The 14,350-nt window shown below is 44.1% G+C and carries 13 protein-coding genes; 12 read left to right on the top strand and 1 reads right to left on the bottom strand.

Annotated features, from left to right (window positions below; translation table 11 throughout):
- Window positions 1-387 precede the first annotated feature (387 nt).
- The 6 genes from BFG52_RS05870 to BFG52_RS05845 all read left to right on the top strand — a co-directional run bounded on the left by BFG52_RS05870 (window position 388) and on the right by BFG52_RS05845 (window position 7,913).
- Window positions 388-993, top strand: a complete 606-nt coding sequence (locus BFG52_RS05870) for an MptD family putative ECF transporter S component (RefSeq protein WP_067553550.1) — start codon at window positions 388-390, stop codon at window positions 991-993.
- Between the two features lie 15 nt (window positions 994-1,008).
- The gene (locus tag BFG52_RS05865; RefSeq protein WP_067553548.1) at window positions 1,009-1,677 is read left to right on the top strand and encodes an energy-coupling factor transporter transmembrane component T family protein; all 669 of its coding nucleotides are present in this window, start codon (window positions 1,009-1,011) and stop codon (window positions 1,675-1,677) included.
- On the top strand, window positions 1,665-3,101 hold the full coding sequence (locus BFG52_RS05860; RefSeq protein ID WP_067553546.1) for an ABC transporter ATP-binding protein: 1,437 nt from the start codon (window positions 1,665-1,667) through the stop codon (window positions 3,099-3,101). The genes BFG52_RS05865 and BFG52_RS05860 overlap by 13 nt, the downstream gene beginning before the upstream one ends.
- 256 nt (window positions 3,102-3,357) lie before the next feature.
- Window positions 3,358-3,870, top strand: a complete 513-nt coding sequence (locus BFG52_RS05855) for a sigma-70 family RNA polymerase sigma factor (RefSeq protein ID WP_067553544.1) — start codon at window positions 3,358-3,360, stop codon at window positions 3,868-3,870.
- A 10-nt stretch (window positions 3,871-3,880) separates the two neighbouring features.
- Entirely contained in the window at window positions 3,881-4,957 is a 1,077-nt protein-coding gene (locus tag BFG52_RS05850; RefSeq protein ID WP_067553542.1) for a FecR family protein, read from the top strand.
- 211 nt (window positions 4,958-5,168) lie between these two features.
- Entirely contained in the window at window positions 5,169-7,913 is a 2,745-nt protein-coding gene (locus BFG52_RS05845; RefSeq protein WP_067553540.1) for a TonB-dependent receptor, read from the top strand.
- A gap of 211 nt (window positions 7,914-8,124) precedes the next feature.
- On the opposite strand, the gene catM is transcribed toward BFG52_RS05845, so the two are convergent.
- Window positions 8,125-9,042 (bottom strand): cis,cis-muconate-binding transcription regulator CatM, encoded by a 918-nt coding sequence (catM, locus tag BFG52_RS05840; RefSeq protein WP_067553538.1) that lies wholly within the window; start codon window positions 9,040-9,042, stop codon window positions 8,125-8,127.
- Between the two features lie 101 nt (window positions 9,043-9,143).
- Here catM and BFG52_RS05835 point away from each other — a divergent pair, with 101 nt between their 5' ends.
- The 6 genes from BFG52_RS05835 (at window position 9,144) to pcaD (ending at window position 14,321) form a co-directional block, all read left to right on the top strand.
- On the top strand, window positions 9,144-10,253 hold the full coding sequence (locus tag BFG52_RS05835; protein ID WP_067553536.1) for a muconate/chloromuconate family cycloisomerase: 1,110 nt from the start codon (window positions 9,144-9,146) through the stop codon (window positions 10,251-10,253).
- A 15-nt stretch (window positions 10,254-10,268) separates the two neighbouring features.
- Window positions 10,269-10,559, top strand: coding sequence for a muconolactone Delta-isomerase (gene catC, locus BFG52_RS05830; protein WP_067553534.1), 291 nt, complete (start codon window positions 10,269-10,271; stop codon window positions 10,557-10,559).
- A gap of 138 nt (window positions 10,560-10,697) precedes the next feature.
- A complete protein-coding gene (locus tag BFG52_RS05825) occupies window positions 10,698-11,369 on the top strand; it encodes a 3-oxoacid CoA-transferase subunit A (RefSeq protein ID WP_067553532.1) in 672 nt (223 codons plus the stop codon).
- 17 nt (window positions 11,370-11,386) lie between these two features.
- On the top strand, window positions 11,387-12,031 hold the full coding sequence (locus BFG52_RS05820; protein ID WP_067553531.1) for a 3-oxoacid CoA-transferase subunit B: 645 nt from the start codon (window positions 11,387-11,389) through the stop codon (window positions 12,029-12,031).
- 126 nt (window positions 12,032-12,157) lie between these two features.
- Window positions 12,158-13,363: a 3-oxoadipyl-CoA thiolase gene (pcaF, locus tag BFG52_RS05815; protein ID WP_067559191.1), complete on the top strand. Its 1,206-nt coding sequence runs from the start codon at window positions 12,158-12,160 to the stop codon at window positions 13,361-13,363.
- A gap of 178 nt (window positions 13,364-13,541) precedes the next feature.
- Window positions 13,542-14,321: a 3-oxoadipate enol-lactonase gene (gene pcaD / locus BFG52_RS05810; protein WP_067553529.1), complete on the top strand. Its 780-nt coding sequence runs from the start codon at window positions 13,542-13,544 to the stop codon at window positions 14,319-14,321.
- Window positions 14,322-14,350: the final 29 nt, after the last annotated feature.

Genomic DNA, 14,350 nt, shown 5'->3' with positions numbered 1-14,350 from the left:
ACTTGCAGGAATATTCTTCGTCACCACAGTGATCTTGATGTTGTATTGCGAGATGCTATGGCTCGATTTGAGCCCACACGGTCATCTACTTTATCTTTTCACGATCCCAGCATGCTAATTGCAAATGATAATTGTACTTATTTAGCAATCTAATGACAGGATTTAGCAATTCATGGACTGGGCTTTTGCGTATGCTATCTTGCATGCCAACGGTGCGCATACTCCCTATACGCACGATATTCCAGCGTTCACACAGCACGACATGCTGACGTTGGGATCGCAAATTTCTTCTAAAACACGCATCTATTCAATGCTTGCAACTGATCACAACGCTAATCGGTTTGGCGTAGCTTTCTGCTTAAATTGCTTGATTAAAATGGTATCTCTATGAATAAAATCAATATTAAAGACCTCTCCATCATTGGTGTCTTGTCCAGTTTGGCTTTTTTATGCAACACCCTCGCCGCTTCATTTATTACCCCCTTACTGGGTGACATCGGTATTTATGCCCATGTCGGTCCATCACTCTTGTTAAGCGGTGTGATTTTTGTGGTCATGCTTAAAAAAGTCAGTAAAGCAGGTTGTTTTATTATTTTTGGCGCAGTGTTTTCGATTTTATATAGCCTGATTGGGGCATGGCAAATCAGTATGGTGATTATGCCTGCTGCCTTGATTGCTGAAATTTTATTAATGCGCCAAGGCTATCGTTCGTATCCGCGCATCGTTTTTGCCTATACCGTTTACGGCGCGATTTTCGCTTTACACCCAGGTTTCTTTGTTTGGGTGCTAGGTCAATCTGGCATTATGGCGCAATTCTCAGACATTTTTAATGAAGCACAAGCGCAGCAATTGGTATTGAATTATTCCAGTATTGGTTTTATTAGCAAAGTGGTAAGCTTTACTGCCGCTTTCGCCTTTGTAGGTGCATTACTTGGGGTCTTACTCTACCAAAAATATTTTACCGAACAGCACAAACTTAGCCAATTACACTAATCAGGTATATTGGACATGGTCTTAAAATTTGATCCACGCTTGATCTTTTTATTGATGCTGATTGCTGGGCTGGCTTTAGCCAGCGTCAGTCAGAATATTTTCTATAGCTTACTCACTGCCACCAGCCTGCTCTATATCTGTGCTGGCGGCAAACGTATTATATTTTTTAGTTGCTATTTTCTACTGAGCTACGCACTGCTCTATCTGTTACAACATTATGCCCATTCTGCTGCGATTAAATTCTTTGCCATTTTTATTTTTTTATCACATCGCATGATATTAATTTTACTGTTATCTGATCTGATGAAAAGCTATGCCACTGGGCAAATTATTGCAGCACTGCGAAAATTAAAACTGCCTATGCAGGTCATTATTCCGCTACTGATTGCTATGCGTTATTTTCCAGATTTAAAAGAGTCAATCCATAATATTAAAGATGCCATCCGCATTCGAAAATTACAGATTGGTCTTTTACACCCACTCAATAGTTTTCAATATCTTGTCATTCCACTGATCCATAAATCACTCAATACCGCAGGTGAAATTGCTGAATCGATTAGCAGTAAAGGAATTGAATACGCTGGGGAACGAAGCAGTTATCACCAACTGCATTTTGGTCTTTTAGACTATGCGGTATTGGCTATATTCCTTACAATTTTTATAGGTGGATTATGCTACGTTTAAATCGGGTCAATTTCCATTATGAAGATGGACGACATGTGATTAAAGATCTCGACTTGCATATTCAAGCAGGCGAATTGGTGCTGATTACTGGTCCCTCTGGATGTGGTAAAACCACACTCACCAAGATTATGAACGGCTTGATTCCCAAATATTATCAAGGGCATTTAAGCGGTGAAATCAGCTTATTGGGTAAAGCCATTGCGGATTATCCTGTCGGTGGCTTAGGCAAACTGATCGGCAATGTTTTTCAAAACCCCAAATCACAATTTCTCTGTGATCGTGTTGAAGATGAAATTGCCTTAATTGGTGAAAATTTTGCGATGCCACCCGCACAGCTTAAACAACGGGTGCATGCTGCATGTGCAGCGCTCAAGATTGAACATTTATTGGCACAAAAAGTGAGTCACTTGTCCTCGGGTGAAAAACAAAAAGTTGCCTTAGCCTCCAGTCTGGTCTATGACAATCCCTTGATTATTTTAGATGAACCTAGCGCTAACTTAGATTTAAAATCAGCAATTGAGCTTGGGCACTGTCTACAACAACTCAAACAACGTGGCAAAAGTATTGTGGTGTCTGAACATCGCTTATTTTTTCTCAAAGACTATATTGACCGTTTAATCGTGATGCAAGACGGTAAAATCTGCCAACAATATCACCGCCACGAGCTCGCCACACTGGATACTCAGGCCTTGGGTTTGCGCCCCTTGCACTATCAGCATTACCTTGCCCAACAACAGCCGAAAAACAGTCAAGAGATTGTACTCTGTGAAAATTTTAATCTGCAAAATACTCAGAAAGTTCTACTCCCACAGCTCAATTTACAGCTACAACAGGGTGAAGTAGTGGCTATTTTAGGGAAAAATGGCATTGGTAAAAGCACATTTGCCAAACAACTGTCCGGATTACTGCCCGTCAAAACAGGCAAATTGGGTACTGGTGAAACCGCGAAACAACGTCTGATGAACAGCTACTATGTTATGCAAGACAGTGATGCACAACTGTTTTTTGATACCATTGAAAAGGAATTTTTACTGGGTAGCACAACAGCGGCAGCGCGTGAATATGCTAAATATTTACTGCAACAACTCGATTTATGGGAAATGCGCACCAAATTGCCGCAAATGCGTTCGGGAGGAGAAAAACAACGTATTTGTATAGGTGCTGCCTGTATGTCGAACAGCCCATTTATTGTTCTAGATGAACCGAGCTCGGGCTTAGATTATGGTCGTATGCTACGCATCAAAGCGATACTACATGAAAAAGCGCAGCATGCTACGATTCTCATGATTAGCCATGACTATGAGTTTATTTTAGCGGCTTGTCATCGGGCAATTTTATTGACCCCTCAAGGTGCTGAGCTTATGACCGTGGCGGGTCATGAACAGCAAATATTTGCGTTTTTAGCCACCGGACAAACTGTCTAATCCAAAGAATTTAGCCCGGCTTAAGATCAATAAGCTGTGAGCTATTTACGATATTCACTGCATATCGGGTCATTTTAATTCTCAAAGCTTCGAGTATCTTTTGCTACAGTCTGGCTTGAATTAAAATGACTGCTAAACATAATCCTTAAGCCTCCTGAAGCGATCTGATAGATTATCTAAACAACACACTTGATAATAATTCTTATTCACAATAAAATAGCCAAATTCTTTTGATCATCTCCCCTATAGCAGCCTCATGGTTATCCCCGCAGATTTGACCGCATTGGTCGGTGATTTATATCAACAGCACCATTTTTGGCTCTATCAATGGCTACGCAATAAGCTCAGTTCAACTGATCGGGCTGAAGATGTTTTACAAGATACTTTTGTTCGAATCTTAAAATCTAAAGAATTATTTAAACTCAAAGAACCACGTGCTTTTTTATGTACTACCGCCAAGCATATTATTGTCGATCAAGCACGCCGTGAAAAAATAGAACAAAACTACCTGCACTATGCAAGCCAATGGGCTGATGAACAATTTTATCCCTCTCCGGAACAATTGTTGAGTGTGATTGAACTCCTCGATCAATTGGCACTTACCCTAAGTCGTTTAGAAGAACGTCCACGAAAAATCTTGTTATGGCATTATCTCGACGGTATTTCTCAAATTGAGATCGCTGCACAGTTACAGCTATCTGTCAAAACCGTACAACGCGATTTGACGAAAGCCTTGGTCTATTGCTATCAAATTCGCCAAGCTGGATAGTCTTCATAGCATGACGCCATCCATCCCAACGACCGCAACCGAATCGCCCCATGCTATTGCAGATGAGGTGATCGAACAGGCTGCTGCCTGGTTGGTGGAGATCAGCAGTGACGACTGTGATGCAGAACAATATGCCGCATTTCTACGCTGGCAAGATGCCGATCCCAGCCATGCCCAAGCCATCCGTAGTATGCAGGTGATGATTGATCAACTCGAACACTTACAGCAATTGCAACAGACACAATACCCTACGCCGCACATTCCAAGCGCAGTCGCTGAATCAACTGACAGTCATTTTGCACAGAGTGAGATCGTAGAACATGCTATTCAGGAACAGCAGCAATTGGAAAAGAAATTTTCTTATCGCTCTGCACTGTCCATGTTCTGTATATTGGGTATCTTGACAGTACTGTTCAGTTGGCAATTTTTACCAGTCAATTACTGGCTCGCCGATCAACGTAGTCATTATCAACAATGGTCTGAGCAACAATTGCTTGATCAAAGTCACATCAAGATCAGTGGGGAAAGTGCCTATAATATTCATTTTGACCCAACACAACGGCGCATTGAGCTACTCAGCGGCAATATTATGGTCGATGTTGCCAAAGATCCGCAGCGCCCATTTACCGTGAGCACCACATATGCAGACATACAAGCATTGGGCACACGTTTTATGGTACAGCATAGTGCCGAACAAAGTATCTTGACCATGTTGGAATCTAAAGTTGTCGTACACAGTAAGCAAACAGGACAAACTCAAATCATTCAAGCGGGTCAACAGGTGATGATTGATGGCAATGGCATACACGCCATACAGGCTATCAGCCCTGCTTTGTATCAACAGGCATGGCAACAGCATCGTCTCATTGTCGATCAAATGCCGCTCTCGCAAGTACTGGATATTCTGCAAAGTTATCAGCAAGATAAGATTTATTATCGCGCTGCCGATCTGCATGGCTTGCATGTAACCGCCATTTTACCCCTAGATGATCCACAACAGGCTTATACTTTATTGCAAGACAGTCTCCCGATCCAGATTAGACAACCCTTGCCCTATATTCGTTATGTTCATAGCATTAAAAAATAAGCAATGCCGTCATCGGGTACTCCAGCAAGCAGCTACGAACAATGCAGAGACAATGCCCCAAACATTAAACATCTAAAAAATAATGTTTATTTTCAATAATATAAACAATATTTTATAAAAAAATTAAAAAAATTGCGCAAAATCATGTCGTGATTTACGCAGAGCTTCGTCATACATAGTGTAAGAGACCCATTATATTTGAGGATGCGGTATGCAGGCGGATCAACATTCAAAAAGGCAATATTTCACACAACGGACAGCACTGAAACCTTTGGTGTTGGCCATACAACTCTGTCTTGCGAGCAGTGCATTGTATGCCAATCCCCCTGCTGCTGTGTCCCATTCAGCGCAACATTATCAAATTCAGCCCACCACATTACGCCAAGCACTGAGTGCTTTTGCTTTACAAGCGGGTGTGAATATCGCGATGAATGCAGATCAGTTACTCGATGCTCCCAGCGCAGGCTTGTCGGGACAATATACACTAGAACAAGGGTTTGCCGAGCTACTGCACAACACGCCCTATCGTGTAAAAGCATCGGGTAAAGGCTATGTGTTGGTCAAAAAAAACACCGACACAGCTCTCCCAGATCAGCAAGCGCACAATAATATTGTTCAACTACAGCCCATTGAGCTGTATGCGCAAGCTAACCCCTATCAAAGCCCAGCATCTATTTCCTATATTTCCAAACAAGATATGAATCGGTTTGGCGGCAGTAGCCCCGCAGATTTACTCAAAGGTGTGCCTGGCGTAGAAAGCTCAGATGGTAATAATGGCGGAACACTGGAAGTCAATATACGGGGGTTACAAATGCATAATCGCGTTGCGGTCAGCATTGATGGGGTCAAACAACAAACCTTCGAATACCATGGCTATGCGGGCGGGCAAAATAGAACCTATATCGATCCCAATTTGATTTCTTCTATTCGCGTACAAAAAGGCTATAGCCTTAATCCTTCTTCTTCAAATGCCAACGCAGGTGAAGTGGTAGCACAAACATTGCAAGTTGAAGATATTTTATTAGAAGGTAAAAAGTTTGGTGGCACCATTAAATTGGGCACCCAAAATAACTCGATTGCACCACATAGTAGCAACTATCCCACCTATAGTTCTTATGACCAATATACCTATGATCATTATGCCACCATGCCACAAGCGCGTAAGCAAAGTCAGTTTAAAGGCTGGAATGGTCTATTCGCCTTGGCCTATAGCGATACACAATGGGATCTATTAGCTGCGTATAGCCAAAATAACCGCGGTAACTATTTTACCGGTAAAAAAGGCGTCGCCAAATATGACTACGTCACCGAGTTTAATGGCAAAGTTTTACCCACCAATAAATTTATTGATCCAGGCAAAGAACAACCCAATACCTCTTTAGAGCAAGAATCGATCTTACTCAAATCAAAATATAAAATTTCATCTGAACAAGATATTGAACTGACCTATCGCCATCAATTACAGAAAAATGGTCAAATCATGGGCTCTCGCTACGGTTGGGATTGTCCATCGCTTTGGGGAGGGATTGATATTTGCGACAAAGAAAAAGCAGGCTCCCGAGGCTTTATCGAGTTTCCTCAATCTGAATCGGATATGCACAGTGCCAATTTAAGTTATCGTTATAATCCAGCGGATAATCCATTGCTTAATCTAAGCAGCAACGTCTGGCTTATGCGTAATACCGTTGAGGCATATACCAACTTTGCCATGTCACTCTATGTCGAGCAAAACTACAACCGTAAAAAAGAACAGCGCAATGGTTTTAATCTCAACAACATCTCGACTTGGCATGATGTGCCCTATTTAGGCGATGTTCAATTAGAACTCGGGGCTGCTTATGAAAATGCCAAGATAAATGCCAGTCTCTTACCTGAGCTAGAAAATAGCCAAGTCGATACCCAAAGTCTGAAGAATTCCTTGATCAATGCCGAATGGGAAGATATCAGCAGCACGGCCAACCTGATCATTCATCCATTAGATAAACTCACCCTACAAGGCGGCTTCCGGTTTAACCGCAGTCAGACCACCGATGATGCCAGTGATAAATACGAAAACGTACGTGAGAATGGTCAGGTCGTCAGCAAATCATTAGGGATGCATCAACAAAGTTATCGCTTATTTTCACCGGTTTTCGTTGCTGATTATCAGTTTATACCGAGCTTAAGCGCTTATTCACGCTATTCTATTGGTAAACGTGCGCCCAGCATTACAGAAAATACCGGTGCTGAAGGAACCAATGCACGTATGACTGGTCTAAAACCCGAAAGCACCAAAGCTTTTGAGGTGGGCATCAAGGGTCAGTTCAACAACCTGTTGAACGAACATGATCAGCTGAGTTATAAACTCTCTTATTACAACAACAAAACACGTAATTATATCAACCGGATCTATGCCGATGCCGAAGATGGCAGCTATGGTAACGCCATGCTGTCATGGTTTAACCTTGATTTACATCAGATCAAAGGCTATGAGCTTCAGCTCAATTATGATATGGACACCTTTTATACAGGTTTAAATGTGCACTATGCCAAAACCAAAATCTGTGATGCTTCCATGGGGGAAAGTGATCCCTATTTAAAACCGTCGACACCATGCGATACCGACTTTAGCTATTCTTATTATCAGCAACAAGTGCAACCCAAACAAATGGTGAACTTAATCTTGGGGACCCGGTTACTGGACCGTAAGTTAGATGCTGGGATCCGCATACGTTGGCAAGGTAAATCAGGTAATGGCTTAAGTATGACTGCAAACTCTGGACAACGTGCTTTATTTAATGGTGCGCCCTCACTGAGCTTTGTCGATTTATATATGGACTATAAAATCAATCAACATTGGACGACTAATTTGGCCGTTGACAATTTAACCGACCGTTATTATTTAAATCCGCAGTCTAAAATATGGATTGCGTCACCAGGGCGTACCATTCGTGCTTCGGTTCAGTACAAATGGTAAATCCATCAGCATGAACTCCAAACAAAAGTCATGCAATTCACTTAAAACAAGAAAACAAGAAAACAAGAAAACAAGAAAACAAGAAAACAAGAAATATAAGCATATAGGCTTATCTCTCCCAGCATCAGCCGCCGCGATAAGCGCCCGATCCAGATCGGCGTTTATCGCGGTTTTTTTATGGATTTTGGGATTTTGGATAAGTTTTATGGGCTTAGCTGTCTTCATTGTGCATGCTGATCTGTTCTTGCTGAAATACGCTTTGAATACAATCAAGAATTTTGGGAATATAACTGCTCTGGTCCATATTACGCACGGACAAAGAAATCGGGCTGTAGGCTTCAAGGTCTAAAATCGGTATATAAGCCAGATTTTTCATCCCAATATCACTGGCCGTTTCTGGAATTAAACAAATCCCCTCGCCAGATGCAACCAAGCCCAATGCCATATGAATTTCCCGCACCTCAATCATTTTTTTCGGTACCAATCCCAACTCAGTAAAAATACTTTGAATTGCAGTGGCAAAGTTTGGCTTGGGGGTCGCAGGATAAGAAAAAATCGCTTCATCTAAAATTTGTGATAAATAAATACCGCTATCGATATATTCAGCCAACGCATGATGTTTATGAATCGCCAGTTTTAACCGCTCTTTACGCAGCAAAATACGTTTAATAGAAGGATCAGTCAGCCTTAAACGCCCAAAGCCTAAATCGATTTTGCCACTTTTTAAGGCTTCGATTTGATCACGTGTCCCACACTCAATCAACTCAACATGTATATCGGGATACCGTTGTCGAAATAGATAAATAATTTGCGGCAGCAGCGCGTAGAGTAAGGAACTGACATAACCGATACGCACCGTTTGCTTGACCGCGCTAATACGCTGTGCCATCGAGGTCGCCTGTGCCGTATGGGTCAGGATCTGTACAGCATGCTCATAAAAAAACATCCCTGCTTCAGTGACTTTGACTGGACGTGAGCCGCGCTCAAATAAGCGAATACCAAGCTCTTCTTCCAGTTTCTGAATTTGTCGACTCAAAGGTGGCTGGGCAATACATAATTTTTCCGCAGCCTTGGTAATACTTTGTTCTTCAACCACCGTAACAAAATAACGTAAATGTCTTAATTCCATTTATATACCTTTTAAGTATCTAAAAATACCAGTTCAACTCTAGTGAAAGATATTACATTAACTTAGGGTATACAAATAGTTCATACCAAAGAAATATGCAGATGTATAAGTCGATAGAAACATTACTTGTCGAGATCCCGACCATCCGACCACATAAGATGGCAGTCGCGACCATGCAAACGCAGACCTTGGTTTTGGTCAAGATGAGCACACATGATGGGCTGGTGGGTTGGGGTGAAGCCACCACCATCGGTGGCTTGGGCTATGCAGAAGAAAGCCCAGAGAGTATCAAGACCAATATTAGCCGCTATTTTGCCCCTTTGCTCAACAGTTTGCGTGATTTAAATGTCGCGCAAAGCATGCAAGTGCTGCAAAAACATATCAATGGCAATCGCTTTGCCAAATGCGCCATTGAAACGGCATTGCTTGACATCCAAGCACAACGCTTAGCGCTGCCACTCAGTGAGCTTCTCGGCGGACGTCTTAGAGACAGTATTCCTGTGCTTTGGGTTTTGGCATCAGGGGATACCGACAAAGATATTGCCGAAGCGCAACAGATGATTGCCGCCAAGCGCCACAATATTTTCAAACTAAAAATTGGTTCACGCAGCGTCGAAGCCGATGTCGAGCACGTCTTGGCAATCAAACAGGCTTTGGGCAAAGACATATCCATTCGTGTAGATGTCAATCGTGCTTGGAGTGAACTAGAAGCCATCAAAGGCATCAAGATGTTGCAAGATGGTGGCATTGACCTGATCGAGCAGCCATGTGCAATAGAAAATATTGACGCCATGCAACGACTCACACGTAAATTTGACATCGCCATTATGGCGGATGAAGCATTAACAGGACCACACAGTGCTTATCAACTGGCCAAACGTAATGCTGCATCCGTTTTTGCCGTCAAAGTTGCCCAGTCTGGTGGTTTAAGTGCAGCCTGTGAGGTGGGCAAAATTGCCCGTTTGGCTGGCATCGATTTATATGGGGGTACCATGTTAGAAGGTCCTGTCGGCACCATTGCCGCAGCCCATGCTTTTGCCACCTTTGGACAACTGGCCTATGCCACAGAATTATTTGGTCCGCTGCTATTAACCGAACAGATTTTAACAACCCCATTGCAATACCGTGATTTTGAATTGCACATTCCACGCAGCCCGGGTTTAGGTATTCGCTTGGATGAAAACAAAATTGACCAATTCCGTCGCCACTAATACAAGGAATTTATTATGTTATTTCAAGTCCGTATGGATGTTCACCTGCCCACTGACATGCCCGTCGAACAAGCCAATCAGATTAAAGCGGTAGAGAAAGCCTATTCACAAGACCTACAACGCCAAGGCAAATGGCGTCATATCTGGCGGATCACTGGGCAATATTCAAATATCAGTATCTTTGATGTCGACAGCAATGAAGAACTGCATAACCTTTTACAAGGTTTACCACTTTATCCCTATATGGATATTACGGTGATGCCACTCAACCGCCACCCTTCTTCGATTCGTGAGGATGACCGTTAATGCCTGTAGGCTGTTGTCGTTAAGTGGCGTGCAGCAGCTCAGCAGCGCCAGCATCAACATGAGCATTAGTAGAACATTCAGAACATTATTCAGCAGACCGACCTAAGCCATAGGCATACAGATTAAGAGGTGTACGGCATGATTGATAAAAGTGCGCTGTCCATGATGGACGTGTTAGCAAAAATCCCAAGCGGTTCAACCATTATGATTGCTGGTTTTGGCACAGCAGGTCAACCGGCAGAGCTGATTGATGGTTTAATTGAATTGGGTGTGCGCGATTTGGTCATTGTCAATAACAATGCTGGCAATGCTGATTATGGACTAGCAAAACTGCTAAAAACCGGTGCGGTACGTAAAATTATTTGCTCTTTTCCTCGCCAGTCCGACTCCTATATTTTTGATGAATTGTATCGTGCTGGGAAAATTGAACTTGAGCTGGTTCCACAAGGCAATTTAGCCTGTCGTATTCAAGCGGCTGGCATGGGGCTTGGTCCCATCTATACGCCCACTGGTTTTGGTACCTTATTGGCCGAAGGCAAAGAAACACTTCATTATCAAGGCAAAGACTATGTGCTTGAAGAGCCCATCCGTGCTGATTTTGCCTTAATCAAAGCCCACCAAGGCGATCGTTGGGGCAATCTGGTTTACCGTAAAGCAGCACGGAACTTTGCGCCTATTATGGCCATGGCTGCTGATTGTAGCATTGCCCAAGTACAACAAGTCGTGGCACTGGGGGAGCTAGACCCAGAACATATTATTACCCCCGGCATTTTTGTACAGCATGTGGTTGCGCTTCATCCAGCACAATAAGGGATCAGGAGATCGAAATGTATCAAAAACTTAGCCGTGATCAAATTGCTGAAGCTGTAGCACAAGACATTCCTGATGGGGCTTATGTCAATCTTGGCATTGGCTTACCCACCAAAGTTGCCCACTATTTATCTGCCGACAAAGACGTGTTTTTACATTCAGAAAATGGCTTGCTGGCATTTGGCCCTCCGCCTGCCGCAGGTGAAGAAGACCCCGAACTGATTAATGCCGGCAAGGAATATGTCACCCTACTCACTGGAGGATGTTATTTTCATCACGGCGATTCTTTTGCCATGATGCGCGGTGGGCATCTGGATATTTGTGTTTTGGGCGCATTTCAGGTTGCTGCCAATGGTGACTTAGCCAACTGGCATACTGGTGCAGCTGATGCTATACCCGCAGTCGGTGGTGCAATGGACTTGGCGGTCGGTGCCAAAAAAGTCTTTGTGACCACAGACCATGTCACCAAAACGGGAGAAGCCAAAATTGTTGCGGAATTGAGCTATCCCGCCACGGGATTGCGCTGTGTCGACCGTATTTATACCGATCTTTGCGTCATCGATGTCTGCCCCGAAGGGCTAAAAGTCATCCGCAAAGTTGATGGTCTAAGTTTTGCAGAACTACAAAGCCTAACTGGCGCTGCGTTGCTGGATGCGACTTAATCCGATTGGATCGGATGTCATTGGATAGTATTTGATGCCATTGGATGGCATGGACGCGTAGCAAGCTGAGCACGCAGCACACAACAAGCAGCAGACCCACAATCGCTTTAAAGAGTAATTTTCATGATGAAAAATGCCTATATTATTGATGCCATTCGCACCCCTTTTGGACGCTACGGCGGTGCTTTGGCCAGTTTACGTGCCGACGATCTGGGGGCTTTGCCCATTAAAGCCCTTATGGCACGTCAGCCAGCAGTCGACTGGCAAAATGTCGATGATGTCATTTATGGCTGTGCCAACCAAGCGGGTGAAGATAACCGCAATGTAGCACGCATGTCGGCACTTTTGGCAGAACTGCCCTACCAAGTTCCAGCGACTACCATTAACCGCCTTTGTGGCTCGGCACTCGATGCCATTGCCATTGCCGCACGTGCCATCAAAGCAGGTGAAGCCAACTTAATCATTGCTGGCGGTGTAGAAAGCATGAGCCGTGCGCCCTATGTAATGGCAAAAGCCCAACAGGCTTTGGCTCGGCAACAACAACTCGAAGACACCACCATGGGCTGGCGTTTTATCAACCCCAAGCTCGAAGCATTGTATGGCGTCGACAGCATGCCGCAAACGGCGGAAAACGTGGCACAACAATTTAATATTTCACGTGCCGATCAGGATCTATTCGCCTTGCGCAGCCAACAACGTACTGCAGCCGCGCAAGCAGCTGGTTTTTTTGAGAAAGAAATCATTGCAGTAGAAGTAGCGCAAGCCAAGACAGCGCCTATACTTTTTGCACAAGATGAGCATCCACGTGCCAACACCAACATCGCCAGCTTAAGCAAACTCAAGGCAGTGGTGCATGCCGATGGCAGCGTCACTGCGGGCAATGCTTCTGGCATCAATGACGGTGCAGCAGCAGTGCTGATTGCCTCGGAGCAAGCTGTTCAACAATATGCCTTCAAACCACGCGGCAAAATTATTGCCGCAACGTGTGTTGGCATTGAACCGCGGATTATGGGCTTTGCCCCGGCACCCGCCATACAGAAACTACTCCAGCAAACGGGCTTAAACCTTGATGATATAGATGTGATTGAGCTGAATGAAGCTTTTGCTGCACAAGCCTTAGCCTGTACACGGGCGCTGGGTTTACCCGACGATTGCGATCGCGTCAACCCGAATGGTGGCGCCATTGCCATCGGTCATCCACTCGGGGCTTCTGGAGCACGTTTGGTCGCTACCGCCTTAAACCAATTGGAAGTCATACATGGACGTTATGCCTTGTGCGCCATGTGTATTGGAGTTGGGCAAGGTATTGCTATGATCATCGAACGGGTTTAGGCATTGCATCGCTTTCATCAGCAAATCGCTTTAACGATTCATTGGTTTAACGATCAAATCAGTATAAACATTTCATTGCTTTAAGCCTCAAACAACTTAAACCAATAGATCAGTTGAACCAACAAATAATAGACAACATCACAGCCTGTTATATAGACAGCTGCATAAGAGGAATGCTATGGCACACTTTAGATCTGACCAAGCCGAAATTCACTATCAAGTTTTTGGTGATCCAAACAAACCCGCCTTGGTATTTTCGAACTCTTTGGGCACAGCGCTGAGCATGTGGCAAGCGCAGATTGATTTTTTTCAACACAATTACTATGTCATTTGCTATGACAACCGTGGGCATGGACAATCTTCTGCACCAACGGGTCCTTATCAATTGGCACAGTTAGGACAAGACGTCATTGCACTACTTGATCATTTGGGCATTCAACGTGCACATTTTTGTGGAATTTCTATGGGTGGGCTAATTGGACAATGGCTCGCCATTGATGCCCCAACACGTTTTGATCGTGTCATCATTTGCAATAGTGCCGCCAAAGTCGGGCAAACTCAGGCCTGGTTAGAACGTGCCACAGCAGTGCGTCGCGATGGTTTAGCAGCAATAGCTGCTACGGCAGCGTCACGTTGGTTTAGGCCAGCATTTATTGCGCAACATCCCACATCTGTTCAAGACTTGGCAGCGCAACTTGCCGCTGGTAGTGCCGAGGGCTATGCCAGTTGTTGTGAGGCTTTGGCTGCCGCAGACCTACGCCAGCAGATTCAACAAATCACCACACCGGTCTTGATCATTGCAGGACAATATGACCCCATCACCACTGTGGCAGATGCCGATGCCATGCAAGCCGCTATTCCCCAGAGCCAGCGCTGTATTCTTGCTGCATCACATATTTCCAATATTGAGCAAGCCCAAGCCTTTAACCACGCCGTAGCAGATTTTCTCAAGGCTTGAGCGTGTAATTAACGCGAAAAATAAGCAAT

The sequence above is a fragment of the Acinetobacter larvae genome, from assembly GCF_001704115.1.
Lineage (GTDB): Bacteria > Pseudomonadota > Gammaproteobacteria > Pseudomonadales > Moraxellaceae > Acinetobacter > Acinetobacter larvae.
This window is presented reverse-complemented; position numbering and strand designations above follow the sequence as displayed.

Bases quoted from the DNA above. Each gene is read 5' to 3' on its own strand.
- catC (WP_067553534.1), top strand. From the start codon at position 10,269: ATGTTATTTCAAGTCCGTATGGATGTTCACCTGCCCACTGACATGCCC.
- BFG52_RS05825 (WP_067553532.1), top strand. From the start codon at position 10,698: ATGATTGATAAAAGTGCGCTGTCCATGATGGACGTGTTAGCAAAAATC.
- BFG52_RS05855 (WP_067553544.1), top strand. From the start codon at position 3,358: ATGGTTATCCCCGCAGATTTGACCGCATTGGTCGGTGATTTATATCAA.
- BFG52_RS05850 (WP_067553542.1), top strand. From the start codon at position 3,881: ATGACGCCATCCATCCCAACGACCGCAACCGAATCGCCCCATGCTATT.
- BFG52_RS05835 (WP_067553536.1), top strand. From the start codon at position 9,144: ATGTATAAGTCGATAGAAACATTACTTGTCGAGATCCCGACCATCCGA.
- pcaD (WP_067553529.1), top strand. From the start codon at position 13,542: ATGGCACACTTTAGATCTGACCAAGCCGAAATTCACTATCAAGTTTTT.
- BFG52_RS05860 (WP_067553546.1), top strand. From the start codon at position 1,665: ATGCTACGTTTAAATCGGGTCAATTTCCATTATGAAGATGGACGACAT.
- pcaF (WP_067559191.1), top strand. From the start codon at position 12,158: ATGAAAAATGCCTATATTATTGATGCCATTCGCACCCCTTTTGGACGC.
- BFG52_RS05820 (WP_067553531.1), top strand. From the start codon at position 11,387: ATGTATCAAAAACTTAGCCGTGATCAAATTGCTGAAGCTGTAGCACAA.
- catM (WP_067553538.1), bottom strand. From the start codon at position 9,042: ATGGAATTAAGACATTTACGTTATTTTGTTACGGTGGTTGAAGAACAA.
- BFG52_RS05865 (WP_067553548.1), top strand. From the start codon at position 1,009: ATGGTCTTAAAATTTGATCCACGCTTGATCTTTTTATTGATGCTGATT.
- BFG52_RS05870 (WP_067553550.1), top strand. From the start codon at position 388: ATGAATAAAATCAATATTAAAGACCTCTCCATCATTGGTGTCTTGTCC.
- BFG52_RS05845 (WP_067553540.1), top strand. From the start codon at position 5,169: ATGCAGGCGGATCAACATTCAAAAAGGCAATATTTCACACAACGGACA.